This is a genomic window from Micromonospora phytophila, assembly GCF_023656545.1.
In the GTDB taxonomy this organism is placed as follows: domain Bacteria; phylum Actinomycetota; class Actinomycetes; order Mycobacteriales; family Micromonosporaceae; genus Micromonospora; species Micromonospora phytophila.
Genome location: NZ_JAMOKF010000050.1, coordinates 1 through 24,859, shown reverse-complemented (window position 1 = coordinate 24,859; position 24,859 = coordinate 1). Strand labels below are relative to the sequence as shown.

Genomic DNA, 24,859 nt, shown 5'->3' with positions numbered 1-24,859 from the left:
CGTCGCGGATCAGCGCCGCCGCGCCGGCGCCGTCGTCCCCCGCCCGGGTCGCGCCGAGGTAGCCGCGCACCACCGCCACCGGCACCTGGTCGCACTTGCCCTTGATCAGCTCGCCCGCGCCGGCCAGCTCGTCCACCACGGCCATCTGGGTGAGCTGGAGCTCGTTGCCGTACGGGTCGATCTCGCCCCGGTGGTCGCGGATGGCCGGCATGCCGGCGACGCCGAGCGCCACGTCGGTGAGCCCGTTGCGCCAGGGCCGCCCCATCGTGTCGCTGATGATCACCGCGACATCCACGTCGTAGCGCTCGCGCAGGGCGGCGCGCAGCGCCCGCGCGGAGGCGTCCGGATCCTCGGGGAGCAGCACCAGCCGGGTCTTGTCCACGTTGGAGGCGTCGATCCCGGCCGAGGCCATCACGAAGCCGTGGTGGGTCTGCACGATCCGGGTCGCGCCCCGGGCGGCGACCACCCGCGCGGTCTCCGCGGCCAGCACCTCGTCGCGCGCGGCGAGCCGCTCCGGCCCGTCGGCCGGGACGTCCACCAGCCGTCCCTCCGCCTTGGAGACGATCTTGCTGGTCACCACCAGCACGTCGCCGTCGCGCAGCCACGGCGCGGCGGTGGCGATCAGCGTCGCCAGGTCGTCGCCCTCGGACACGTGGCCGATGCCCGGCACCGGCAGGATCTCCAGCCTCATGTCAACTCCAGCGCGGCGCGGACCATGGCCACCGTCGCCGCCTCGTCGGTCATCCGCAGCGGCGCGGCGCGGACCGTCACCTCCGGCACCACGGTGCCCGCGTCCTCCTCGGCGACCAGCCAGCCGTCGAGCAGCCCGCCCGCCGGCCGGCCACCGTAGAGCCGGCCCACGCCGGCCGCGCTGCACTCGACGCCGAGCACCTCCAGGCACCGGTCGGCCATGCCGCGCACCGGCGCGCCCCCGATGATCGGAGACACGCCGACCACCGGGGCGGGGCCGTCGGCGACCGCCGCGCGCAGCCCCGGCACGGCCAGGATCGGGGCGATGCTCACCACCGGGTTGCTCGGCGCGATCAAAACCACGTCGGCCCCGGCGATCGCCTCCGCCACGCCGGGCGCCGGCTTCGCGGTCTCCGCGCCGACGAAGACGAACCGGTGGGTGGGGACCGCCGCGCGGTGGCGCACCCACCACTCCTGGAAGTGGATCGCCCGCTGGCCGCCGTCCAGGTCCACCACCGCGTGGGTCTCCAGGCGGTCGTCGGTCGCCGGCAGCAGGCGCACGCCGGGCTGCCAGCGGGTCGCCAGCGCCTCGGTCACCGCGTGCAGCGGATAGCCGGCGTTGAGCATCGTCGTGCGGACCAGGTGGGTGGCGATGTCCTTGTCGCCGAGGCCGAACCAGCTCGGCTCGGCCCCGTACGCGGCCAGCTCCTGCTTGACCGTCCAGCTCTCCCCGACGCGTCCCCAGCCCCGCTCGGGGTCGGCCCCGCCACCCAGGGTGTACATGACGCTGTCCAGGTCGGGGCAGACCTTGAGCCCGTGCAGGAGCAGGTCGTCGCCGACGTTGACCACGGCGGTCACCTCGGCGCCGACCTCGCGGGCGTACGCCCGGACGCCGAGCAGGAACCGGGCGCCCCCGATGCCGCCCGTCAGAACCACGATGCGCATGCCGACCATCCTCGCGCACGGGCCGCCTCCGGTCCGCCGGTGGCCCGGGAGACTAGGCTCACGTCGCCAACTGTCCGCTTTTGCCGTCCAGGGGGATTTCGTGACCAGCCCCGCCGAGCCCGCGTCGCCCGACGCGACGCAGGCCACCCAGCTGACCAGACCACTGCGGGAACCCGCCGCGCTGGTGTTCCTCGCCGCGAACGCCGTGTTCCTCTTCGTGGGCCTGATCCGGCTGCTGACACCCACGCAGTACGGCAGCTTCACCGGCCGCGCCGGCAGCGCCTTCTTCATCTTCCTCGGGTGGGAGGCGGTGGTGCTGCCGGTGCTCGCAGTGCTCCTCGCCACGCACGTGCGACCGGTGGTGCCGAAGGCGAAACTGATCACCCAGGTGGCGCTTGGCGAGTACGCGGCCAGCGCCGTGCTCGGCGGGCTGACCTTCCTGATCTGGACGGTCGGCCGGTTGGCCGAGGGTGAGGTCCTCGACGCCTTCCTGGGCCTGCTCACCCGGGTCGCCTGGCTGGCGGTCTTCGCGGTCGCCGCGTTCGTGGTTTACCGCATCTGGCGCACGCTCTACCACGTGCCCCGGCCGAAGCGTCAGCCCGGCGTGTACGGCCAGCCGCAGCCCGGCTGGCCGCACCAGCAGGGCGGCCATCCGGCCCCGGGCCAGCCGGGCGGGCCTCCGGTCCCCGGCCAGCCGGGCAGGCCCTCGTTCCCCGGCCAGCCGGGCGGCTGGCCGGCGCCCGGCCCGTACGGCAACCCGTACGGCCAGCCGGCCTCGCCGTTCCACCCGGCCCCGCCGGTCAACCCGGCGCCGCAGTCCGCGTCCCCGTTCGGGCCGCCGCAGGGCGCCCCGCCGTTCGGGCAGCCGCCCTCGGCCGACCCCACCCAGGCGATCCCGCGCCAGTCCGCGGAGCCCACCCAGGCCATCCCGCGTGACACCGACGGCGAGCCCGACCGCACCCAGCGGATCAACCCCGGCGACAACCCCGACACTCCCCGCTGACGCGGGCGGCACCGTCCCTCCTGAGCGCCCCGACGCGTCACCGCGCGGGGCGCTCACCCTTTCCAGCCCCACCGCCCCCTGCGCCCGCCCTTTCAACCCAGCCCTCCGCCCCCGGGCGCGGCCCCGGCCCGGCCCGTCCTCGCCCGTGCCCGTCCTCCCTCGCCCGCGTTGATCAAGAGGTTTGCGTCCTCCGGGAGCGCTTCCCAGGGCCAAAATCTCTTGATCATCGGGGCCTGGCCGGGGCCGGGACGCGGCGGGGCGGGGCGGGACGCGGCGGGGCCGGGCAGGGCGGGAGGGGAAGGGTGGGGTGGGGATTCCCATCGGGCGGGCCGGGGTGGGCGGGGCGGGGTGGGTGAGCGCTTAGGCTGGGCGGATGGTTGATCGCAGCGAGCCGGGGCCGAGTGACGCCAGCGTGAAGCGGGCACTGGGCCGGGCGGCGTCCGGGCGGGCGCTGGACGTCGACGAGGCCACCGCCCTGCTGGCCGCGCGGGGCGCCGCGCTGGACGAGCTGCTGCACGTCGCCGGCGCGGTCCGCGACGCCGGGTTGCGTGACGCCGGGCGGCCCGGCGTGGTCACGTACTCCAAGAAGGTCTTCATCCCGCTGACCCGGCTCTGCCGGGACCGGTGCCACTACTGCACCTTCGCCACCGTGCCGCACCGGCTGCCGGCGGCGTTCCTGGACCGGGACGAGGTGCTGGCGATCGCCCGGGCCGGCGCGGCGCAGGGTTGCAAGGAGGCCCTGTTCACCCTCGGCGACCGGCCCGAGGAGCGCTGGCCGGCGGCCCGGCGGTGGCTGGACGAGCGCGGCTACGACTCCACGCTGGACTACCTGCGGGCCTGCGCGGTGGCGGTGCTGGAGGAGACCGGGCTGCTGCCGCACCTCAACCCGGGGGTGCTCTCCTGGTCGGAGCTGCAACGGCTCAAGCCGGTCGCCCCGAGCATGGGGATGATGCTGGAGACCACGGCGACCCGGCTCTGGTCGGAGCCGGGCGGCCCGCACTTCGGCTCGCCGGACAAGGAGCCGGCGGTCCGGCTGCGGGTGCTCGACGACGCGGGCCGGGTGGGGGTGCCGTTCACCACCGGCATCCTGATCGGCATCGGGGAGACCCCCGCCGAGCGGGTGGACGCGATCTTCGCGATCCGCCGGGCCCAGCGGGAGTACGGCCACCTCCAGGAGGTGATCGTGCAGAACTTCCGCGCCAAGCCGGACACCGCGATGCGGGGCATGCCCGACGCCGAGCTGCACGACCTGGCCGCCACGGTGGCCGTCGCCCGGGTGCTGCTCGGCCCGAAGGCCCGCATCCAGGCCCCGCCCAACCTCATCGAGGGCGAGTACGACCTGCTGCTGCGCGCCGGCATCGACGACTGGGGCGGGGTGTCCCCGCTGACCCCCGACCACGTGAACCCGGAGCGGCCCTGGCCGCAGCTCGACGAGTTGGCCCGGCACACCGCCGCGGCCGGGTTCACCCTGCGCGAGCGGCTCACCGTCTATCCCGAGTACGTCCGGGCCGGCGACCCGTGGCTCGACCCGCGGCTGCTGCCGCACGTGACCGCCCTCGCCGACGCGGAGACCGGCCTCGCCGTCCAGGACGCCCGGCCGGTCGGCCGCCCGTGGCAGGAGCCCGACGAGGCGTACGTGCCGGGCGGGCGGACCGACCTGCACGCCACCATCGACACCGCCGGCCGGACCGGCGACCGGCGCGGCGACTTCGACCACGTCTACGGCGACTGGTCCGAGGTGGCCGGCAGGGTCAGCGCCGAGGCGTCCGAGCGGGCGGCCGGCGTACCGGAGAGGGCCGGCGCGGCCGGGCCGACCGATCCCCACCTGCGGGCCGGGCTGCGGCTAGCGGCCGCCGACCCGGCGGCGCTGCTGGAGCCCCGGCACACCGACGCGGCGCTGGCGCTCTTCGCCGCGGACGGGCCCGCGCTGGAGGAGCTGTGCCGGCTGGCCGACGACGTGCGCCGGACGGCGGTCGGCGACGACGTCACCTACGTGGTCAACCGCAACATCAACTTCAGCAACGTCTGCTACGTCGGCTGCCGGTTCTGCGCCTTCGCCCAGCGGGAGCGGGACGCCGACGCCTACCGGCTCTCGGTGGACCAGGTCGCCGACCGGGCCGAGGAGGCGTGGACGGCCGGCGCCACCGAGGTCTGCCTCCAGGGCGGCATCGACCCGAAGCTGCCGGTGACCGTCTACGCCGACCTGGTCCGGGCGATCAAGGCCCGGGTGCCGGGGATGCACGTGCACGCGTTCTCGCCGATGGAGATCGTCACCGCCGCCGCCAAGGCCGGCGTGCCGGTGCGGGAGTGGCTGACCCTGCTGCGCGACGCCGGCCTGGACACCATCCCGGGCACCGCCGCGGAGATCCTCGACGACGACGTGCGCTGGGTGCTCACCAAGGGCAAACTGCCGGCCGCCGCCTGGGTCGAGGTGGTCGGCACGGCCCACGAGCTGGGCATCCGCTCCAGCTCCACGATGATGTACGGCCACGTCGACCACCCCGCGCAGTGGCTGGCGCACTTCCGGGTGCTGGCCGGGGTGCAGGACCGCACCGGCGGCTTCACCGAGTTCGTGGCGCTGCCGTTCGTGCACACCAACGCCCCGATCTACCTGGCCGGCATCGCCCGCCCCGGGCCGACGTGGCGGGAGAACCGGGTGGTGCACGCGATGGCCCGGCTGCTGCTGCACGGGCGGATCGACAACATCCAGTGCTCCTGGGTGAAGCTCGGCGACTCCGGCACCGTGGAGATGCTGCGCGGCGGCTGCAACGACCTCGGCGGCACGCTCATGGAGGAGACCATCTCCCGGATGGCCGGCTCCGGCAACGGGTCCGCGCGTACCGAGGAGCAGTTGGTCGCCATCGCCACGGCCGCCGGACGGCCGGCGCGCAAGCGGACGACCGCGTACGGTCACGCGCGCCCGTAGCGTCGAACCTTTCCCCGCCGCCGGCCGTACCACCGGGTGCCGGCGGCGGTTGCGGCGAGGATCGCCGCCGGCACCCCCTCGCCCGGGGGCCGGTGGCGCGTCACGCGCGGCGCCGGGTCTCCGGTCCGTCATCGCGGGCGCGCTCGCGCCGCCGCCGGAAAGGTTGCCCATGACCAGTGATCAGCGGAAGCGGCCCTGGCCGCGACTGACCCGCCGGCAGACGTTGACCGCGGCGGCGAGCGCCACGCTCGGCGCGGCCGCCCTCACCGTGCCGGGCCTGTCGGCCGCGCAGAACGCCCCGAGCGCGGCCGGCCGGGCCGACGACCCGATCGTCGTGCACCTGCGGGACGCGGAGTCCGGGACCATGGACGTCTTCGTCGGCACGTCCCGGATCGAGGTACGCGACCGCGGCCTGGCGGACCGGCTGCGGCGCGCCGCCCGGCGCTGACCCGCCCTGCTCCGCCGTCACTTCACCGGCCCGGCGTGGACTATCGGCGCCCGGTCGGCTCTCGATCCTCTTTCCCGCACAGTGAGGTTGGTCCGCCATGTCTTCGCACCGTGAGGCGCCGGAAATAGCCAAGGACCCGGTCGCCGACTCCTCCGACCTGTACGCCTTCGTCAGCCCCGACCGTCCCGACTCGGTGACGTTGATCGCCAACTACGTGCCGTTGCAACTCCCCTCGGGCGGGCCGAACTTCTTCGAGTTCGGCGACGACGTGCGGTACGAGATCCATGTCGACAACGACGGCGACGGCCGGGCCGACGTCACCTACCGGTTCGAATTCACCACCGAGATCACGAATCCGAACAGCTTTCTCTACAACACCGGACCGATCGACTCGCTGGACAGCAAGAACTGGAACCGGCGGCAGTTCTACAGCCTGACCCGGATCGCCGACGGCCGGGAACACCGGCTCGCGCACAAGCTGCCCTGCCCGCCCTGCAACGTCGGGCCGCTCTCCACCCCGAAGTACGTCGATCTGGTGCGTCAGGCCACGTACACGCTCTCCACTGGCGAGCGGGTCTTCGCCGGGCAGCGGGCGGACGGTTTCTTCGTCGACCTCGGCGCCATCTTCGACCTGGGCACGCTGCGGCCGTTCCAGCAGCTGCACGTGGCCGGCAAGAAGATCTTCAAGGCCGAGGGGGAGCCGGTCAACGCCACCGACCGGATGAACGTGCACAGCCTCGCCGTGCAGGTGCCGCTGAACAGGGTGCGCCGCAAGGCCAACCGGTACGGCGTGGGCGACCGGGCCTCGGTAATCGGCGTCTGGACGTCGGCCTCCCGGCGGCAGGTGCGGGTGCTCGGCGACCGGGGGGCGGCGGACGCCGCCGCCGGGCCGTTCACGCAGGTCTCCCGGCTGGGCAACCCGCTGTTCAACGAGGTCGTCGTGCCGATGTCCAAGAAGGACCTGTGGAACTCGCTGCCGCCCTCGGAGGACAAGCTGTTCGCGAAGTTCGTCGAGCAGCCCGAGCTGGCCGCGCTGCTGCCGGCGCTCTACCCGGACGTCTTCCCCAACCTCGACGAGCTGAACAAGTCGAAGAAGGCCCGGGCCGACCTGGTGGCGATCCTGCTCACCGGCATCCCGGACGGGCTGATCGACGGCTTCACCAACGCCACCGGCGACATCCAGGCCGACATGCTGCGGCTGAACACCGCGATCAAGCCGAGCCGTGAGCCGGACCGGTTCGGTGTGCTCGGCGGGGACCTGGCCGGTTTCCCCAACGGGCGCCGGGTCACCGACGACGTGGTGAGCATCTCGCTGCGGGCGATCGCCGGGCTGACCGTGCCGCTGGTGGACCGGGCGTTCCGGCCGGACGCGGCCGCCGCCGCGGTCACCCCGGGGCTGAGCGCCGCCGACGTGACGGCCCCGTTCCTCGGCAACTTCCCCTACCTGGGCACGCCGTACGACGGGTTCAACAATCCGCCGGCGTCGTCCTGATCCGTCCCGAACCGGAAGGAGGGGCATGACCGAGCAAACGCATGCGTACGGGCCGACGGAGACCGGCGCCGTCGTCCTCGATCTCGGCGGTGACACCGGTGCCTTGATCGTCTACACCGGCCGGGATCTGCACGGCCGCGAAATCGAGATCAGCCGGGAGGGCGCGCCGCGTACGCACTCGGCGGTGCGGGAGCGCAGGGTGCAGGACGGGACGTTCCACAGTGCCGTCTACCCGGATCTGCCGGCCGGTCTCTATACCGTCTGGTGGGACGACCGCACGCCTGCCGGTGCGATCTCCGTGACGGGTGGGGAGATCGCCGAATTCGCCTGGCCGAGCAGCACTCCACCGGGTGCCGGCTGAGCCTCCGGCACCTTCCGGCCGTTGCGCCCCGTCCACATTGTGGACGGGGCGCTGTCGACGTTTACGCCTCGACGGGCGGTCGGCGGCGAGTCGGGTTAACCTGTGGCCCATCAAGATCAACCGATTGTGGTGGGTGGTCCTCTGGGGTCTGCAACGGCGCGCCCGGTCGGGGCAGGGGAGGTGCGCCACGGGAGAAAAGTCGGGCAACTCGCCGGAGAGGGCGTTACTCGGCCGGGGTCTGAATCGATAGGGCAGGTTGCGAGGCTGGGCGGCCGGGTGGCCGTCCGGAGTGTTGTCGGGAGGGCGACTCCATTATCAAGTTCGGCTTGACGGCGCACGCATTACACGCGTGTAATTTGAATGGGGTTGTTCGCGCGGAACGCAACAAATCGGGACCGTACGGACAAGCACGCCTTTCGCGTGGGGGGTTGCAGCGGCGATGACGCCGGTGCGCGACAAGGAGGCAATTGATGGACGGCCAGCTTGAGGTGGCCGACCTGCTCGGAAACGCGCCGGAGTGGCAGGAGCGGGCGCTGTGCTCGCAGACCGACCCGGAGGCGTTCTTTCCTGAGAAGGGCGGCTCGACCCGTGAGGCGAAGCGCATCTGCTCGCGTTGCGAGGTCAAGACCGAATGCCTCGAATACGCTCTCGGCCACGACGAGCGGTTCGGGATCTGGGGTGGGCTCTCCGAGCGGGAGCGGCGCAAGCTCAAGCGGCGGGTCGCCTGAGCGTTGCCGGGCCGGGGCGGTGGGGGCCGCCCGGCTCAGGCGCAGCGGGACCGGTCACCCGGGCGGCGGCTCAGGCCAGCTCGTCGGGGTCGACCCCGAGCAGGTTCGCCACCTGCTCGATGATCACGTCGTGCACGAGATCCGCGAGGTCCTCGCGGTCCATCGCGCGGAACTCCAACGGCCGGCGGTAGAGCACGATCCGCGGGGGCACCTCCTGCCGGCCCGGACGGCCCGGCAGCAGCCGGGCGAGCGGCACCTCGCCGTCCTCCAGCACGTCCGAGTCGTAGACGTTGAGATCCGGCGGGACGTCCTCCACCGCGAACTCGACCCCGGCCAGTTCCTTGGCGAACCGCCGCTCCAACGTCTCGACGGTGTCCAGCACCAGGTCGTCGAAGATCTCGGCCTTGGTGCGGGCCAGCGGCACCGTCGCCGGCACGAGCCGCCCGCGCAGCCCGCGCCCGTGCCGGTCACGGTGGGCGCGCCGGCCGGGGCCGGGGCGGCGGTGTTCCGGGCTCGTCATGAGGAAAGGTTAGCCCCCGCGCCGACCTGGCCTGCGGCAGCGCCGCTGGCGCGGCGCGGCGCGGCCACGCCGGAGGAATTGTGATCACCGTGACGGGCGTGTCGCAACGCGAAGCGGTGCGCCGGACCCGGTAATGGGGATACCCTGCCGCCGTGAGGTCACCACGGCGCTGCTCCCGTAACGGCTGCCCCCGGCAAGCGGTCGCCACATTGACCTATGTCTACAACGAGTCGACAGCCGTGGTGGGGCCGCTGGCGGCCTTCGCCGAGCCGCACACGTACGACCTCTGCGAGCCGCACGCCCGCAGCCTCACCGCACCGCGCGGCTGGGACGTGGTCCGGCACGAGGGTGAGTTCGAGCCCCCGCCGCCCACCACCGACGACCTGGTCGCCCTCGCCGAGGCCGTCCGCGAGGCCGCCCGCCCGGTGGCGCCCCGCCCCCCGCAGGACGACCAGGACCTCCACCAGTCCCCCCAGACCGGCCGCCGCGGCCACCTCCGCGTAATCCCCCCCAACCACTAACCCCCGCGTCCTCTGGACTCCGGCGTTGACCATGAGGTTAGCGGCGTTTTTGATCTTCGAAGCCGCCGCTAACCTCATGATCAACGCGTGGGGTGGGGGCGGGTGGGGTGGGGTTAGTGGCCTAGGAGGCGGGTGAAGAGGGTGGCTCGGCGGGAGGGGCGGGCGGAGCGGAGTTCGGCGGCGTCGGCCGAGAACATCAGCTTCAGGCCGGCGTTGACGGCCAGCCAGCGCAGCGGTTCGGGTTCCCACCTGGGGGAGCGGTGGTTGACCCAGGGCAGGGCGGTCAGGTCGGTGCGTTCGCCGCGGATCAGGTCGGCCAGCGTGCGCCCGGCGAGATTGCTGGCGCCCACGCCGTCACCGACGTAGCCGCCGGCCCAGGCCAGCCCGGCGACCCGGTCGAAGCCGACCGAGGCCGCCCAGTCCCGGGCGACCCCGAGCGGGCCACCCCAGCAATGGGTCACCGGCACGTCCGGGCCGAGCACCGGGAACAGTTCGCCGAGGGTACGCCGCAGCGCCGCGAAGACCTCCGGCTCCCGGTCGTAGCCGGGGGAGACCCGGGACCCGAAGTGGTACGGCGCGCCCCGGCCGCCGAAGGCGAGCCGCCCGTCGGCGGTGCGCTGGCCGTAGATGATGACGTGCCGATGGTCGGAGAACGTCTCCCGCTCGGCGAGCCCGATCCGCTCCCAGGTGTCGGCGGGCAGCGGGGGCGTGGCGACCATCAGCGAGTAGACCGGCGCGACGGTGCGGCGTTGCCCCGGCAGCCGCGGCGTGTAGCCCTCGGTCGCCCGGATGACCACCGGCGCCCGGACCGTCCCGGCCGGCGTCACCGCCGCGCCGGCCCGGATCCGCGTCACCGGGGTGCGTTCGTGGATGGTGACCCCACGGCGTTCCACCGCCCGGGCCAGCCCGCGGACCAGCCGGGCCGGGTGCACCGCGGCGCAGTGCGGGGTGTACGTCCCACCGCGTACCCCCTCCGCGGCGCAGCGGGCGGACGCCTCGCCGGCGTCGAGCAGCGCCAGGTCCTCCGGGCCGAACCCGTACTCCCGCGCCTGGTCCACCGCCGCCCGGGCCCGGCCCCACTGCGGACCGGTGCGGGCGAGCACCACCGTCCCCCCGTACGCCCAGTCGCAGTCGATGCCCTCGGCCGCGACGACCCGGCCGACCTCGGCCACGGTGGCGTGCATGGCGGCCTGCATGGCGATCGCGGCGTCCCGGCCGTGCCGGCGGGCCAGCGCGGGCAGCGAGGTGGGCAGGAGCGCGGAGCACCAGCCGCCGTTGCGGCCGGACGCCCCGTAGCCGGCGATCTCCGCCTCCAGCACGATGATCCGCAGGCTCGGATCCGCCCCGGCCAGGTAGTACGCCGTCCACAGCCCCGTGTAGCCGGCCCCGACGATCACCACGTCGGCGTCGGCGTCCCCGGGCAGCGGCGCGCGCGGGGTCAGCGGCTCGTCCACCGAGGAGAGCCAGTACGACAGGTCCTGGTAGCGCATCACCACTCCGGGGGCGGCAGGTCGAAGCGAAGCGCCGGGTCGGGCTCCGGGGTCCCCATCGACTCGACCACCGGCACGACCCCCGCCCACACCTCGCGGTCCAGGTCGTCGGGCGGATCGTCCGGCGGGCCGGCGCTGACCTTGACGGAGCACTCGGTGAGCGGCAGCGCCAGCACCAGCGTCGCGGCCAGTTCCTTCGCCGACGGTGGCCGGATCGCCGCCCAGCGGCCGGGCAGCAGGTGCTCGGAGATCCGTTCCAGCGCGGTGAGCTTCTCGCCACCGTCGAGGGCGGTCAGCTCGCCCAGCACCATCGCGCAGCGGTAGTTCATCGAGGACGCGAAGGCGCTGCGGGCCAGCACCAGGCCGTCCAGCAGGGTGACGGTCAGGCAGGCCGGCGCGCCGGCGGCGAGGTGCCGGAAGAGCCGGCTGCCGGTCGAGCCGTGCAGCAGCACCCGGTCGCCGTCGCGGGCGTAGGCGACGGGAAGGGCGTACGGCTGGACGCCGTCGGCGATCGCCAGGTGGCCGATCCGCCCGGCGTCGAGGACGGCGTGCAGCGCCGCCCGGTCGTGCACCGCGAGTTCGGGTAACCGGCGTACCCGGGTGCGGGGCGTGCCACCCACCCCCGGGTCGACGCGGGACCGGTCCCCGGTGTGTCCGGAGCCGGCCCCGTCGTCGGCACTCAGAGCCGCGCCCATGCCTCGGTGAGCACGTTGCGCAGGATCTGCTCGATCTCGTCGAACTGCTGCTGCTCGGCGATCAGCGGCGGGGCCAGCTGGATCACCGGGTCGCCCCGGTCGTCGGCCCGGCAGTAGAGCCCGGCCTGGAACAGCGCGGTGGAGAGGAAACCGCGCAGCAACCGCTCGGACTCGGCCTCGTCGAAGGTCTCCCGGGTGACCTTGTCCTTGACCAGTTCGATGCCGTAGAAGTAGCCGTCGCCGCGCACGTCGCCGACGATCGGCAGGTCGTGCAGCTTCTCCAGGGTGGACCGGAAGGCGTCCTCGTTGGCGCGGACGTGACCGACCAGGTCCTCGCGGGCGAAGACCTCCAGGTTGGCCAGGGCAACCGCGCAGGAGACCGGGTGGCCGCCGAAGGTCACCCCGTGGGCGAACATGCCGGTCTCGGTGAGGAACGGCTCCATCAGCCGCTCGCTGGCGATCATCGCGCCGAGCGGGGCGTAGCCGGAGGTGATGCCCTTGGCGGTGGTGATGATGTCGGGCTGGTAGCCGTAGCGGACGGCGCCGAAGTACTCACCCAGCCGGCCCCAGGAGCAGATCACCTCGTCGGAGACGAGCAGCACGTCGTACGCGTCGCAGATCTCGCGGACCCGCTCGAAGTAGCCGGGCGGCGGCGGGAAGCAGCCGCCGGAGTTCTGCACCGGCTCCAGGAAGACCGCGGCGACGGTGTCCGGCCCCTCCCGCTCGATGGCCCGGCCGATCTCCTCGGCGGCCCAGCGGCCGAACGCCTCGGCGGAGTCACCGTGCTCCGGGGCGCGGTAGAAGTTGGTGTTCGGCACCTTGATGCCGCCGGGCACCAGCGGCTCGAAGTCGCTCTTGATGCCGGGCAGGCCGGTGATCGACAGCGCGCCCATCGACGTGCCGTGGTACGCGATGTAGCGGCTGACGACCTTGTGCTTGTTCGGCTGGCCGGTGCGCTTGAAGTAGGCCCGGGCCAGCTTCCACGCCGCCTCGACCGCCTCGGAACCGCCGGTGGTGAAGAAGACCCGGTTCAGGTCGCCGGGGGTCAGCGAGGCGATCTTCTCGGCCAGCTCGATGGCCTTCGGGTGGGCGTACGACCAGAGCGGGAAGTAGGCCAGCTCGCCTGCCTGCTTGGCCGCGGCCTCAGCCAGCTCGGTCCGGCCGTGGCCGGCGTTGACGACGAAGAGCCCGGCGAGCCCGTCTAGGTAGCGGCGGCCCTGGGAGTCCCAGATGTACGCGCCCTCGCCGCGCACGATGGTCGGCACCTCGCCGGCGGAGTAGCTGGCCATCCGGGTGAAGTGCATCCAGAGGTGGTCGGTGGCGTTGGCCATGTCAGCCCCATCGGGTCTCGGGCCGGTCAGGGGGACACCGGCCGCTCTGCCCACGGTTATCCCACAGTCCGACTCCGGAAAGCAAGTGAGATCGGTGGTTCACGAGGCTTTCGACAACGGATTCAGCGAACGGCCACCGCCTGAGCAACGGAATCCGCATCACCGTTTCCTACCGATCAAGCCTGGTGGCGCTGTGTTCCGACAGCGACCCGCGCTGTCTCCCGACGGTGACGGGCGCTGTCTCCCGACGGTGACCCACGCTGCGTTCCGACAGTGACCCACGCTGCGTTCCGACAGTGACGCGCGGGCTGCGGGCGGTGGCGGGCGCTGCTGGGTGCAAGCCGTCGGGGCCCTTTGTTCTGTTGCCTCCCATGCGACGGTCTGGGGTCCGGTAAGCGGACCCCGGGTGGTGCGTCCATGGCAGCAGAGCAAAGGCGCCATGTCGCACCTGGCCGGTGGCCAACCATCCGGCTGGCCCGGCATCCCGGCCGGTGGCCCGGCGTCCCGGTGGGTGGCCCGGCGTCCCGGCCGTGATTGACGAGGTGGTGCTGCGCCGGCCGGTCGGCGACCCCGCGGTGGTGGCCGGACCAGATGGCCCATCTGGTGGCGGTCGCGCGGCAGGAACACGTGCAGGTCCGGGTGATCCCCGCCGAGAACCCGTGGCACACCGGACTGGCGGGGCCGTTCGTCCTGGCCCGCATGCCGGACGGAGCGGAGGTCCCCAGACATGGACATGACCGACGCCCGTTGGCGCACCGCCACCCGCAGCAGCAACAACGGCGGCAACTGCGTCGAGGCGGCCGACAACCTGCCCGGCCGGGTGCTGATGCGGGACAGCAAGGACCGCGACGGCGGCACCCTCACCTTCACACCCGCCGCCTGGACGTCCTTCGTCGGCCACCTGCGACAGCCGTGATCCACTCCGGATCATGGAAGTCGGGGTGTCGGGGCGGCGCGGACACCCCGACTTTCTTGAAGTCGAGTGGATCAACCCCGCAGGTCGAGTGGATCACCGGCTGAGCGTCAGGCCGTGCCCCAGGTGTAGGTCTGCTTGCGCAGCTTGAGGTAGACGAACGCCTCGGTCGACAGCACGCCCTCGACCGCGCGGAGCCGTTGCAGGATCTCCAGCAGGTGGTCGTCGTTGCGGCAGACCACCTCGGTGAGCAGGTCGAACGAGCCCGCCGTGATCACCACGTAGTCGACCTCGTCCAGCTCGGCGAGGCGGTCGGCGACCGCCTCCAGGTCGCCGTTGGTGCGCAGGCCGATCATGGCCTGGCGGGGGAATCCGAGCTGGAGCGGATCGGTCACCGCGACGATCTGCATCACCCCGGAGTCGAGCAGCCGCTGCACCCGTTGGCGTACCGCCGCCTCGGAGAGCCCGACCGCCTTGCCGATGGTCGCGTACGGTCGCCGGCCGTCCTCCTGGAGCTGCTCGATGATCTGCTTCGCCACGTCGTCGAGCAGAACGTGACTCGCCCCATCACGGACGGTGACCCGCCGTCCGCCGTTGCCGTTGTCGTGCTGCCGGTTCGTCATCGACCGCTCCCCATGTCGGTTCCCGGGCTGAGCCTAGTGCCACCGGGCAGTCTGGCGTATTTCGTCGTCCAGAGCTATTCCCGCAACGGAATCCCTTGTAAGGAAGGTCACCTCATGTCAGGATCAGTCGTCCACCGCACCCTGACCCTCCCCCGCCGGCGCGCCACCCCCGTCCCGCCGCCGACGATGACCCCCCATTAGGAGTCGTCACATGCGAACTCCCCTTCGGCCCTTCACCCGGCGTGGACTGCTCACCGGCACTCTCGGCTCGGCGGCGTTGCTCGCCGCGGGCGGCTCGCTGGCCGGCTGTGGCACCAAGGCCGCCACGCAGACCGAGACCGGTTGCGTCAGCGAAGACCTCTCCGGCACCGAGAAGAAGCTGGCCTTCTCCAACTGGCCGCAGTACATGGACGTCGACGAGAAGGACGAGTCCAAGCGGCCGACCCTGGACGAGTTCATCACCAAGAGCGGCATCCAGGTCACCTACACCGAGGACGTCAACGACAACAACGAGTTCTTCGGCAAGGTCCAGAACCAGCTCGGGGCCTGTCAGGGCACCGACCGGGACATCATCGTCCTCACCGACTGGATGGCCGCCCGGATGATCCGGCTCGGTTGGATCCAGAAGCTCGACAAGTCCAAGATGCCCAACGTCGAGGCCAACCTGCTGCCGTCGCTGCGCAACCGCTCCTTCGACACCGAGAGCCAGCTCGCCATCCCGTGGCAGTCGGGCCTCGCCGGCCTCGCCTACAACGGCAAGGTGGCAAAGGAGATCCGCACCGTTGACGAGCTGCTCACCCGCCCCGACCTCAAGGGCAAGGTGACCGCCCTGAGCGAGATGCGCGACACCATGGGCCTGCTGCTCCAGTCCAATGGCCACGACCCGGCCAACTTCACGGCGGCCCAGTTCGACGACGCGCTGAACAAGCTCAAGAAGGCCGTGGACTCGAAGCAGATCCGGAAGTTCACCGGCAACGACTACGCCCCCGACCTGGCCAAGGGCGACATCGCGGCGTGCATCGGCTGGTCCGGTGACGTCATCCAGCTCGGCTTCGAGGACGAGAAGGTCAAGTTCGTGGTGCCCGAGTCCGGCGTGATGCTCTGGTCGGACAACATGCTGGTGCCGAACAAGGCCACCCACAAGGCCAACGCCGAACAGCTGATGAACTACTACTACGACCCCGCGGTCGCCGCGAAGCTCGCCGCCTACGTCAACTACATCTGCCCGGTCAAGGGCGCCCAGGCGGAGATGGAGAAGATCGACCCGGAGCTGGCCGCCAACCCGCTGATCTTCCCCGACGAGGCGATGCTGTCGAAGTCCAAGGTGTTCATGGCCTTGGACGAGAAGCAGGAGAAGGAGTACGAGGCCAAGTTCCAGCAGGTAATCGGGGCGTGAGAACGATGGGACACGATGCACCGGCCGGCGACCTGCGGCTGGCCAACCTCACCAAGCGGTTCGGCGTCTTCACCGCGGTGGACGACCTCAGCCTGACCATCCCGCAGGGCTCGTTCTTCGCCCTGCTCGGCGCGTCCGGCTGCGGCAAGACCACCACCCTGCGGATGATCGCCGGGCTGGAGGAGCCGACCAGCGGGCAGGTGCTGCTCGGCGACCGGGACATCGCCCGGCTGAGGCCGTACAAGCGGCCGGTGAACACCGTGTTCCAGAGCTACGCGCTCTTCCCGCACCTGGACATCTTCGAGAACGTGGCGTTCGGCCTGCGCCGGCGGGGCATCCGCTCCGTCGGTGACCAGGTCGAGCGGATGCTGTCGCTGGTGCAGCTGGACGGGTACGGCCGGCGCCGTCCCGCCCAGCTCTCCGGCGGCCAGCAGCAGCGGGTCGCGCTGGCCCGCGCCCTGATCAACCACCCGAAGGTGCTGCTGCTCGACGAGCCGCTCGGCGCGCTCGACCTGAAGCTGCGCCGGCAGATGCAGATCGAGCTGAAGCGGATCCAGACCGAGGTCGGGATCACCTTCGTGCACGTCACCCACGACCAGGAGGAGGCCATGACCATGGCCGACACGGTCGCGGTGATGAACGCCGGAAGGATCGAGCAGCTCGGCGCGCCCGCCGACATGTACGAGTTCCCGGCCACCGCGTTCGTGGCGAACTTCCTCGGCCAGTCCAACCTGCTCGCCGCCGAGGCCGCCGGCGCCGGCGGGGGCGAGGTGGCGGTTTCGGCGCACGGCGGTCGCTTCTCGGTGCCCGCCGGCCGGGCCCGGGCCGACCGGGGTCCGGTCTACCTGGGCGTACGCCCGGAGAAGCTGCACCTGGTCGGCTCCGCCGACCAGGTGCCCGCGGGGCACCAGCACGTCACCGGCGTGGTCACCGACGCCTCCTACGTCGGGGTCAGCACCCAGTACCTGCTGCGCACCGGCTGGGGCAGCGAGCTGACCGTCTTCGTGGCCAACAGCGGCGCGTACGGGCGGCTGCCGGTGGGCACGCAGGCGGTGGCGCACTGGGACCCCCGCCACGCGTTCCTGCTGCACCGGGAGCCGGGCGAGCACGACCGGACCACCCCGGTGCTGGACGAACCGGTGGGCGCCAGCTCATGAGCGTCCTCGCCCACGTGCCCACCGGATCCGGGCAGTCGGCGCCGCTGCCGGCCGCCCGGTCCGGGCGGTACCGCCTGCTGCCGTACCTGCTGCTGCTGCCGGGTGCGGCCTGGCTCTTCCTCTTCTTCGCGGTGCCGCTGTTCCAGCTCGCCGCCGCCAGCCTCTACGACCCGAGCGGCTCGCTCTCCACCGGGTACGCGCTGACCTGGGCGTTTGGCAACTACCCGGAGGCGTTGCAGGCGTACTGGCCGCAGTTCACCCGGTCCTTCCTCTACGCCGGGATCGCGCTGGTGCTGGCGCTGCTGATGGGCTACCCCCTGGCGTACGCCATCGCACAGAAGGCCGGCCGGTGGAAGAACCTGCTGCTGGTCTGCGTGATCGCGCCGATGTTCACCAGCTTCCTGGTCCGCACGCTGGCCTGGAAGACCATCCTGTCGGACAACGGCGCGCTGGTCGGGCTGCTGCGCGACGTGCACCTGCTCGGCGCGGACGGCCGGCTGCTGGCGACCCCGGTCGCGGTGGTGCTCGGCCTGACGTACAACTTCCTGCCCTTCCTGGTGCTGCCGCTCTACGCGAGCCTGGAGCGGCTGGACCATCGGCTGCTGGAGGCGGCGAGCGACCTCTACGCCAGCCCGGTGCGGGCGTTCCGCAAGGTCACCCTGCCGCTGTCGATGCCCGGCCTGGTCGCCGGCACGCTGCTCTTCTTCATCCCGGCCAGCGGCGACTACATCAACGCCGAACTGCTCGGCACCCCCAACGAGTACATGATCGGCAACGTCATCGACTCGGCGTTCCTGGTCCGACTGGACTACCCCCAGGGCGCGGCGCTGTCGTTCCTGCTGATGGCGGCGATCCTCGCGGTGGTCTTCGTCTACCTGCGCCGGGCCGGCACGGACGAGGTGTTGTGATGAGCGCGAGGAGTGCAGCCGAGCGGAGCCCCGCAGTCGCGAACGAAGGACGGCTCTGATGACCCGGATCTCCCGCTGGCTGGCCGACCGCTGGGTCATGGGCGTGGCGCTGCTGGTGCTCGGCTACCTCTTCCTGCCGATCGCCGTCGTCGCCGGCCTGTCCTTCAACCGCCCGTCCAGCCGGCTGTCGTACGACTTCAACGAGTTCACCCTCGACAACTGGCGGCAGCCCTGCGCCACCAGCGACATGTGCGAGGCGGTGGTACGCAGCGTCCAGATCGGCTTCATCGCCACCGTGGCCGCCACCGTGCTCGGCACGCTGATGGCGTTCGCGCTGGTGCGGCACCGGTTCCGCGGTCGCTCCGGGGTCAACGTGCTGATCTTCCTGCCGATGGCCACACCGGAGCTGGTGATGGGCACGTCGCTGCTCGCCCTCTTCGTCTCCGGCGGGGTGCAGTTGGGCTTCTGGACCATCGTCATCGCGCACGTGATGTTCTGCGTGTCGTTCGTGGTGGTGACGGTGAAGGCCCGGCTGGCCGGGATGGACCGGCGGCTGGAGGAGGCCGCGATGGACCTCTACGCCAACGAGTGGCAGACGTTCCGCCGGATCACCCTGCCGCTGGTGCTGCCCGGCATCGTGGCCGCCGCGCTGCTCGCCTTCTCGCTGAGCTTCGACGACTTCATCATCACGAACTTCAACTCCGGCACCACCGTCACGTTTCCGATGTACGTCTGGGGCGCCGCCCAGCGGGGCATCCCGCCGCAGGTCAACGTCATCGGCACCGCCATGTTCGTGATCGCGCTGCTGCTGGTGCTGGCCAGCTCGCTGCCCGGACGGCGGGCGAAACGGCCGTCATGACCCTCCCGCATACCGGCCGGGCGCTCGCCGACGCGGCGCCCGTGCCCTACTGGCTCGACCGTCCGGAACGCCCCGACCCACTGCCGCCGCTGCACGGCTCGGCGGAGACCGACCTGCTCGTCATCGGTGGCGGCTACAGCGGCCTCTGGGCGGCGCTGCTCGCCAAGCGGGACGACCCGGGCCGCGACGTGCTGCTGGTCGAGGCCGGCACCTGCGGCTGGGCGGCGTCCGGGCGCAACGGCGGGTTCTGCGCCGCGTCGCTCACCCACGGGCTGGCCAACGGGCTCGCACGCTTTCCCGACGAGGTCGACGTGCTGGAATGGCTCGGCCGGCAGAACCTCGACGCGATCGCGGCGACCGTCGACGCGTACGGCATCGACTGCGACTTCGAGCGCACCGGCGAGCTGGCCGTCGCCGTCGAGCCGTACCAGCTCGACGGGCTGGCCGAGGACGCCGAGCTGGCCCGGCGCTACGGCCACGACGTGCGGCTGCTCGACCGCGACGCGGTGCGCGCGGAGGTGGACTCGCCGACGTACCTCGGCGGGCTCTGGGACCGCGACCGGGTGGCGATGCTGGATCCGGCCCGGCTGGCCTGGGGCCTGCGCCGGGCCTGCCGGGAACTCGGTGTCCGCATCCACGAGCACACCCGGGTCACCGGGCTGCGCCGCGACGGGGCCGCGCTGCGGGCCACCACGGCGGGCGGCGCGCAGGCCGCGCCGGGCAGCGTCCGCGCCGACCGGGTGGTGCTGGCGACCAACGCGTTTCCGCCGCTGCTGCGCCGGCTGCGGGCGTACCTGGTGCCGGTCTACGACTACGCGCTGATGACCGAGCCACTGACCGCGGAGCAGCGCAAGGCGGTCGGCTGGGCGAACCGGCAGGGACTCGCCGACACCGGCAACCAGTTCCACTACTACCGGATCACCGGCGACGGGCGGATCCTCTTCGGCGGCTACGACGCGATCTACCACTACGGCAACCGGATGGCCCCCGAGCTGGACCAACGACCGGCCACCTTCACCGCCCTCGCCGACCACTTCTTCACCACGTTCCCGCAGCTCGCCGACGTGCGCTTCAGCCACCGCTGGGGTGGCGTGATCGACACCTGCACGCGCTTCTGTCCGTTCTTCGGCACCGCCTACGACGGCCGCCTCGCGTACGCCGCCGGGTTCACCGGCCTCGGCGTCGGCGCGACCCGGTTCGGCGCCCGGGTGCTGCTCGACCTGCTCGACGGCGGGGACACCCCGCTGACCCGGCTCGACCTGGTGCGCAGCAAGCCGCTGCCGTTCCCGCCGGAACCCTTCCGGTCCACCGGCATCAATCTCACCCGCTGGTCCCTGGCCCGCGCCGACGCGCGCGAAGGCCGGCGCAACCGCTGGCTCCGTACGCTCGATCGTTTTGGTTTGGGGTTCGATTCCTGATGCGCATCCTGCTCGTCGGCGCCGGTGGCGTCGGCTCCGCCGCTGTCGCCATCGCCGCCCGCCGTTCCTTCTTCGAGACCGTGGTCGTCGCCGATTACGACCTCAGCCGCGCCGCCCGGGCCGTCGAGGGGCACGGTGAGCGTTTCGTCGCCGCGAAGGTCGACGCCTCCTCGGCGGACGCGGTCGCCGCGCTCTGCCGCGAGCACCGGATCACCCACGTGCTCAACGCGGTCGACCCGCGCTTCGTCATGCCGATCTTCGACGGGGCCTTCGCGGCCGGCGCGGACTACCTCGACATGGCCATGTCGCTGTCCCACCCGCACCCGTCGCGGCCGCATGCGGAGACCGGCGTCAAGCTCGGCGACGACCAGTTCGCGGTGGCCGACCAGTGGGAGGCGGCCGGTCGCCTCGCCCTCTGCGGCATTGGCGTCGAGCCGGGCCTCTCCGACGTCTTCGCCCGCTACGCCGCCGACGAGCTCTTCACCGAAATCGACGAGATCGGGGTGCGCGACGGCGCGAATCTCACCGTCGACGGCTACGACTTCGCGCCGTCGTTCTCGATCTGGACCACCATCGAGGAGTGCCTCAACCCGCCGGTGATCTGGGAGGCCGACCGGGGCTGGTTCACCACCGCGCCGTTCAGCGAGCCGGAGGTCTTCCACTTCCCGGCGGGCATCGGCCCGGTTGAGTGCGTCAACGTCGAACACGAGGAGGTGCTCCTCATCCCGCGCTGGGTCCCGGCGAAGCGGGTCACCTTCAAGTACGGCCTCGGCAAGGAGTCCATCGAGGTGCTCAAGACGCTGCACAAGCTCGGCCTGGACTCGGTCGCTCCGGTCCGCGTCGGCGACGTGTCGGTCTCGCCCCGCGACGTGGTCGCTGCCTGCCTGCCCGACCCGGCCACCCTCGGCGACCGGATGCGCGGCAAGACCTGCGCCGGGACGTGGGTGCGTGGGGTGGGTGTGGACGGGAAGCCGCGCGATGTCTACCTCTACCACGTGGTCGACAACGAGTGGTCGATGCGGGAGTACGGCCACCAGGCCGTCGTCTGGCAGACCGCGGTGAATCCCGTCGTCGCCCTGGAACTGCTCGCCGGCGGCGCCTGGTCCGGGGCGGGTGTGCTCGGGCCGGAGGCGCTGCCCCCGGTACCCTTCCTCGACCTGCTGACCAGCTACGGCTCGCCGTGGGGAATGGAGGAGCGGTGACGCGCTACGGCCCGATGTTCGGCCCCGACATCACCTTCCTCGGGGTCGACCGCTGCACGCTCGACGAGCCGTCGTCGTACGCCGATGCCGACATCGTCATCGTGGGAGCGCCGTTCGACGGGGGCACCTCGCACCGGCCCGGCACCCGGTTCGGCCCGTCCGCCATCCGTCAGGCCTGCTACCTGCCGCACGACGGCTCCCGCCCGTCACTGGCGATGCGGGTCGACGGGCTTCAGGACCTGCGCGTCTACGACGCCGGGGACGTGGAGATGTTCTCCGGCGACATCGAACGGTCGCTGTCCGCGCTGGAGGAGGCGGTGTACGCGGTCTCCTCGGCGGGCGCGATCCCGATCGTGCTCGGCGGCGACCACTCCATCGCGCTGCCCGACGCCACCGGCGTGGCCCGGCAGCACGGGCTCGGCCGGGTGTCGCTGGTGCACTTCGACGCCCACGCCGACACCGGCGACATCGAGTTCGGGTCGCTGCACGGGCACGGGCAGCCGATGCGCCGGCTCATCGAGTCCGGCGCGGTACGCGGCGACCGGTTCCTCCAGATCGGCCTGCGCGGCTACTGGCCCGGCCCCGAGACGCTGTCCTGGATGGCCGAGCAGCGGATGCGGTCGTACGAGATGACCGAGCTGGTCGCCCGGGGTCTGGACTCCTGCCTCACCGAGGCCTTCGGGATCGCGACCGACGAGTGCGAGGGGGTCTTCCTCTCCGTCGACGTGGACGTCGTCGACCCCGGGATGGCGCCCGGCACCGGCACCCCCGAACCGGGCGGGCTGACCTCGCGGCAACTGCTCGACGCGGTCCGCCGGGTCTGCTACGAGCTGCCCGTGGTCGGCGTCGACGTGGTCGAGGTCGCCCCGCCGTACGACCACGCCGACATCACCGCGTACCTGGGCAACCGCGTGGTCCTGGAGGCCCTGTCGGCCATTGCCCGCCGCCGCCGCGACGCCGCCGGCGGCCCCCCCTGGAACCCGAGCCAACCCCTCCTCGACGCCCGCTGACGCGCATCAGACCTTGCTCAGGTTTAGTCGATCGAGTCCGGCAACGACGTAGCCGGTGGGGTGCGTTCCGCAACGTCCCGCTCCGCTGGATGTTGACGAACCTCAGGTTGCCAGCTGGGAGCGGATGAGGAAGCGGACGCCCTCCGGGGCCTCCAGCGAGAAGCCGCTGCCCCTGCCCGGGACCACGTCGACGGTCAACGTGGTGTGCTTCCACAACGCCCACTGGGACACCGAGATCCAGAACTCGACCGGCTCGGGCACGCCGTCTAAGACGAGCGAGGCGAGCAGGACGTCGGACCCGCCGGTACGGAACTCGCCGGCCGGGTAGCACATCGGCGCGCTGCCGTCGCAGCACCCACCGGACTGGTGGAACATCAGCGGCCCGTGCTGCCCCCGCAGCGACCGGATCAGCTCGGCCGCCGCGGGAGTCAGGGTGACCGGGGGCGCCGCGGCGCCCGGCGAACCGGGCGCCGCGCCGGGACCGGCGGACATCAGAAGAAGCCGAGCTTCTTGGTGGAGTAGCTGACCAGCAGGTTCTTCGTCTGCTGGTAGTGCTCCAGCATCATCTTGTGGTTCTCCCGCCCGATGCCGGACTGCTTGTATCCGCCGAACGCCGCGTGCGCCGGGTAGGCGTGGTAGCAGTTCGTCCAGACCCGGCCGGCCTGGATCGACCGTCCGGCCCGGTAGGCCGTGTTCATGTCCCGGGTCCAGACGCCGGCGCCCAGCCCGTACAGCGTGTCGTTGGCGATCTTCACGGCGTCGTCGAGGTCGGCGAAGGAGGTCACCGAGACCACCGGGCCGAAAATCTCCTCCTGGAAGATCCGCATCGAGTTGTCGCCCTCGAAGATGGTTGGCTCGACGTAGTAGCCGCCCGACAGGTCGCCGCCCAGATCGGCGCGGGAACCACCGGTCAGTACCCGGGCGCCCTCCTGCCGGCCGATGTCCAGGTAGGACAGGATCTTCTCCAGCTGGTCGTTGGAGGCCTGCGCGCCGATCATCGTGTCGGTGTCCAGCGGGTGCCCCTGCACCACCGCGTTGGTCCGCTCGACCGCCGCGGCCAGGAAGTCGCTGTAGTGGCCCTGCTGGATCAGCGCCCGGGACGGGCAGGTGCAGACCTCACCGGAGTTGAGGGCGAACATGGTGAAGCCTTCGAGGGCCTTGTCGAAGAAGTCGTCGCGCGACGAACTGACGTCGTCGAAGAAGATGTTCGGGCTCTTGCCGCCGAGTTCCAGCGTGACGGGTTTGATGTTCTCGCTGGCGTACTGCATGATCAGCCGCCCGGTGGTGGTCTCGCCGGTGAACGCCACCTTCGCCACCCGGGGCGAGGACGCCAGCGGCTTGCCCGCCTCGACGCCGAAGCCGTTGACGATGTTGAGCACGCCCGGCGGGAGCAGGTCGGCGACGAGCGAGAGCCAGTAGTGGATGGACGCCGGGGTCTGCTCGGCCGGCTTGAGCACCACCGCGTTGCCCGCGGCCAGCGCCGGGGCGAGCTTCCAGGTCGCCATCAGGATCGGGAAGTTCCACGGGATGATCTGCCCGACCACGCCGAGCGGCTCGTGGAAGTGGTACGCCACGGTGTCGTCGTCGATCTCGCCGAGGGTGCCCTCCTGGGCCCGGATCGCGCCGGCGAAGTAGCGGAAGTGGTCGATGGCGAGCGGGATGTCGGCGGCCAGGCTCTCGCGGACCGGCTTGCCGTTCTCCCAGGTCTCGGCGACGGCGAGGGACTCCAGGTTCTCCTGCATCCGGTCGGCGATCCGGTTGAGGATCAGCGACCGCTCGGCCACCGAGGTGCGCCCCCAGGCGTCGGCGGCGCCGTGCGCGGCGTCGAGGGCGCGCTCGACGTCCTCGGCGGTGCCCCGGGCCACCTCACAGAAGGTCTGCCCGGTGACCGGGGTGGGGTTTTCGAAGTACCGACCGTGGTGTGGCTTGACGTACTCACCGCCGATGAAGTGGTCGTAGCGGGACTGCCAGTGGGTGGGCGCGTCGTAGCGCGTCATGGTTACCTCCGCCGTCCGTTCCGGGTGACGGCGGGCACGTTAGTGGCGGGGACGTTGCAGGAACGTTGCGCGCGTGAGGTCGTACTCCCCGCGGAGCTGGTGGACGCGCGCCACGGCGAGGGGCCGGCGCGGCGCGCCCGGCGGCAATGCCCGCGCCAGGGCCTGCCACGCGGTCAGGTCGTCGGCGCCGGCGGGCGTCGCGGTCCAGGCCGCGAGCAGCGCCGGG

24 protein-coding genes and 2 pseudogenes are annotated in these 24,859 nt (G+C 72.1%); 16 read left to right on the top strand and 10 right to left on the bottom strand.

Annotated features, from left to right (window positions below):
• Together NCC78_RS09770 and cofD are read right to left on the bottom strand one after the other, a co-directional pair.
• The coding region (locus NCC78_RS09770) for a coenzyme F420-0:L-glutamate ligase (RefSeq protein ID WP_250793637.1) at window positions 1-691 on the bottom strand (691 nt) is incomplete at its 3' end.
• Window positions 688-1,635, bottom strand: a complete 948-nt coding sequence (gene cofD / locus NCC78_RS09765) for a 2-phospho-L-lactate transferase (RefSeq protein WP_250793635.1) — start codon at window positions 1,633-1,635, stop codon at window positions 688-690. The genes cofD and NCC78_RS09770, both read right to left, overlap by 4 nt.
• 100 nt (window positions 1,636-1,735) lie before the next feature.
• On the opposite strand from cofD, the gene NCC78_RS09760 reads away from it, so the two are divergent.
• The 6 genes from NCC78_RS09760 (at window position 1,736) to NCC78_RS09735 (ending at window position 8,593) form a co-directional block, all read left to right on the top strand.
• Window positions 1,736-2,638 carry a hypothetical protein gene (locus tag NCC78_RS09760; RefSeq protein ID WP_250793634.1) on the top strand — a complete coding sequence of 301 codons (903 nt, stop codon included), beginning with the start codon at window positions 1,736-1,738 and terminating at the stop codon, window positions 2,636-2,638.
• Between the two features lie 373 nt (window positions 2,639-3,011).
• Complete coding sequence (locus NCC78_RS09755) at window positions 3,012-5,564, top strand: bifunctional FO biosynthesis protein CofGH (protein WP_250793632.1); 2,553 nt, start codon at window positions 3,012-3,014, stop codon at window positions 5,562-5,564.
• Window positions 5,565-5,733: 169 nt separating this feature from the next.
• Entirely contained in the window at window positions 5,734-6,012 is a 279-nt protein-coding gene (locus NCC78_RS09750) for a hypothetical protein (RefSeq protein ID WP_250793622.1), read from the top strand.
• A 97-nt stretch (window positions 6,013-6,109) separates the two neighbouring features.
• Window positions 6,110-7,504 (top strand): DUF4331 domain-containing protein, encoded by a 1,395-nt coding sequence (locus NCC78_RS09745; RefSeq protein ID WP_250793621.1) that lies wholly within the window; start codon window positions 6,110-6,112, stop codon window positions 7,502-7,504.
• A gap of 25 nt (window positions 7,505-7,529) precedes the next feature.
• On the top strand, window positions 7,530-7,865 hold the full coding sequence (locus NCC78_RS09740) for a phospholipase (RefSeq protein WP_250793618.1): 336 nt from the start codon (window positions 7,530-7,532) through the stop codon (window positions 7,863-7,865).
• 470 nt (window positions 7,866-8,335) lie between these two features.
• Window positions 8,336-8,593, top strand: coding sequence for a WhiB family transcriptional regulator (locus tag NCC78_RS09735; protein ID WP_088980572.1), 258 nt, complete (start codon window positions 8,336-8,338; stop codon window positions 8,591-8,593).
• Window positions 8,594-8,663: 70 nt separating this feature from the next.
• Here NCC78_RS09735 and NCC78_RS09730 read toward each other — a convergent pair whose 3' ends face one another.
• Window positions 8,664-9,113 (bottom strand): metallopeptidase family protein, encoded by a 450-nt coding sequence (locus tag NCC78_RS09730; protein ID WP_089001916.1) that lies wholly within the window; start codon window positions 9,111-9,113, stop codon window positions 8,664-8,666.
• A gap of 152 nt (window positions 9,114-9,265) precedes the next feature.
• Between NCC78_RS09730 and NCC78_RS09725 the strand changes: the two genes are divergently transcribed.
• Entirely contained in the window at window positions 9,266-9,634 is a 369-nt protein-coding gene (locus tag NCC78_RS09725) for a DUF3499 domain-containing protein (protein ID WP_250793616.1), read from the top strand.
• A gap of 113 nt (window positions 9,635-9,747) precedes the next feature.
• On the opposite strand, the gene NCC78_RS09720 is transcribed toward NCC78_RS09725, so the two are convergent.
• Genes NCC78_RS09720 through NCC78_RS09710 form a run of 3 tightly spaced genes read right to left on the bottom strand, consistent with a single transcriptional unit; the run spans window position 9,748 to window position 13,150 of the window.
• Entirely contained in the window at window positions 9,748-11,124 is a 1,377-nt protein-coding gene (locus NCC78_RS09720) for an NAD(P)/FAD-dependent oxidoreductase (RefSeq protein ID WP_250793614.1), read from the bottom strand.
• Entirely contained in the window at window positions 11,124-11,819 is a 696-nt protein-coding gene (locus tag NCC78_RS09715; RefSeq protein WP_250793612.1) for a pyridoxamine 5'-phosphate oxidase family protein, read from the bottom strand. The genes NCC78_RS09720 and NCC78_RS09715 overlap by 1 nt, the downstream gene beginning before the upstream one ends.
• Entirely contained in the window at window positions 11,804-13,150 is a 1,347-nt protein-coding gene (locus NCC78_RS09710; protein ID WP_250793610.1) for an aspartate aminotransferase family protein, read from the bottom strand. The genes NCC78_RS09715 and NCC78_RS09710 overlap by 16 nt, the downstream gene beginning before the upstream one ends.
• Window positions 13,151-13,741: 591 nt before the next feature.
• Between NCC78_RS09710 and NCC78_RS09705 the strand changes: the two are divergent.
• A pseudogene (locus NCC78_RS09705) lies at window positions 13,742-13,870 on the top strand (Scr1 family TA system antitoxin-like transcriptional regulator); the annotation flags it as partial.
• Window positions 13,871-13,877: 7 nt separating this feature from the next.
• A complete protein-coding gene (locus NCC78_RS09700) occupies window positions 13,878-14,066 on the top strand; it encodes a DUF397 domain-containing protein (protein WP_250793608.1) in 189 nt (62 codons plus the stop codon).
• 107 nt (window positions 14,067-14,173) lie between these two features.
• On the opposite strand, the gene NCC78_RS09695 is transcribed toward NCC78_RS09700, so the two are convergent.
• Window positions 14,174-14,686 (bottom strand): Lrp/AsnC family transcriptional regulator, encoded by a 513-nt coding sequence (locus NCC78_RS09695; RefSeq protein WP_250793606.1) that lies wholly within the window; start codon window positions 14,684-14,686, stop codon window positions 14,174-14,176.
• A 211-nt stretch (window positions 14,687-14,897) separates the two neighbouring features.
• Between NCC78_RS09695 and NCC78_RS09690 the strand changes: the two genes are divergently transcribed.
• Genes NCC78_RS09690 through speB form a run of 7 tightly spaced genes read left to right on the top strand, consistent with a single transcriptional unit; the run spans window position 14,898 to window position 22,636 of the window.
• A complete protein-coding gene (locus NCC78_RS09690; RefSeq protein ID WP_250793605.1) occupies window positions 14,898-16,082 on the top strand; it encodes a polyamine ABC transporter substrate-binding protein in 1,185 nt (394 codons plus the stop codon).
• Between the two features lie 5 nt (window positions 16,083-16,087).
• On the top strand, window positions 16,088-17,239 hold the full coding sequence (locus NCC78_RS09685; protein WP_250793603.1) for an ABC transporter ATP-binding protein: 1,152 nt from the start codon (window positions 16,088-16,090) through the stop codon (window positions 17,237-17,239).
• The gene (locus tag NCC78_RS09680; RefSeq protein ID WP_250793601.1) at window positions 17,236-18,147 is read left to right on the top strand and encodes an ABC transporter permease; all 912 of its coding nucleotides are present in this window, start codon (window positions 17,236-17,238) and stop codon (window positions 18,145-18,147) included. Before NCC78_RS09685 ends, NCC78_RS09680 begins: the two co-directional genes overlap by 4 nt.
• Window positions 18,148-18,205: 58 nt before the next feature.
• A complete protein-coding gene (locus tag NCC78_RS09675; protein WP_250793599.1) occupies window positions 18,206-19,006 on the top strand; it encodes an ABC transporter permease in 801 nt (266 codons plus the stop codon).
• Window positions 19,003-20,424, top strand: coding sequence for an NAD(P)/FAD-dependent oxidoreductase (locus tag NCC78_RS09670; RefSeq protein ID WP_250793597.1), 1,422 nt, complete (start codon window positions 19,003-19,005; stop codon window positions 20,422-20,424). Before NCC78_RS09675 ends, NCC78_RS09670 begins: the two co-directional genes overlap by 4 nt.
• Window positions 20,424-21,626, top strand: a complete 1,203-nt coding sequence (locus tag NCC78_RS09665; RefSeq protein WP_250793595.1) for a saccharopine dehydrogenase family protein — start codon at window positions 20,424-20,426, stop codon at window positions 21,624-21,626. Before NCC78_RS09670 ends, NCC78_RS09665 begins: the two co-directional genes overlap by 1 nt.
• Complete coding sequence (gene speB / locus NCC78_RS09660) at window positions 21,623-22,636, top strand: agmatinase (protein ID WP_250793593.1); 1,014 nt, start codon at window positions 21,623-21,625, stop codon at window positions 22,634-22,636. Before NCC78_RS09665 ends, speB begins: the two co-directional genes overlap by 4 nt.
• A 102-nt stretch (window positions 22,637-22,738) precedes the next feature.
• Here the strand turns inward: speB and NCC78_RS09655 are convergent, their stop codons facing one another.
• The 3 genes and pseudogenes from NCC78_RS09655 to NCC78_RS09645 form a co-directional block, all read right to left on the bottom strand.
• On the bottom strand, window positions 22,739-23,128 hold the full coding sequence (locus NCC78_RS09655; RefSeq protein WP_250793591.1) for a DUF779 domain-containing protein: 390 nt from the start codon (window positions 23,126-23,128) through the stop codon (window positions 22,739-22,741).
• Window positions 23,128-24,633, bottom strand: coding sequence for an aldehyde dehydrogenase (adh, locus tag NCC78_RS09650; RefSeq protein WP_250793589.1), 1,506 nt, complete (start codon window positions 24,631-24,633; stop codon window positions 23,128-23,130). Before adh ends, NCC78_RS09655 begins: the two co-directional genes overlap by 1 nt.
• A 39-nt stretch (window positions 24,634-24,672) precedes the next feature.
• Window positions 24,673-24,859 (bottom strand): annotated as a pseudogene (locus NCC78_RS09645) (transcriptional regulator); the annotation flags it as partial.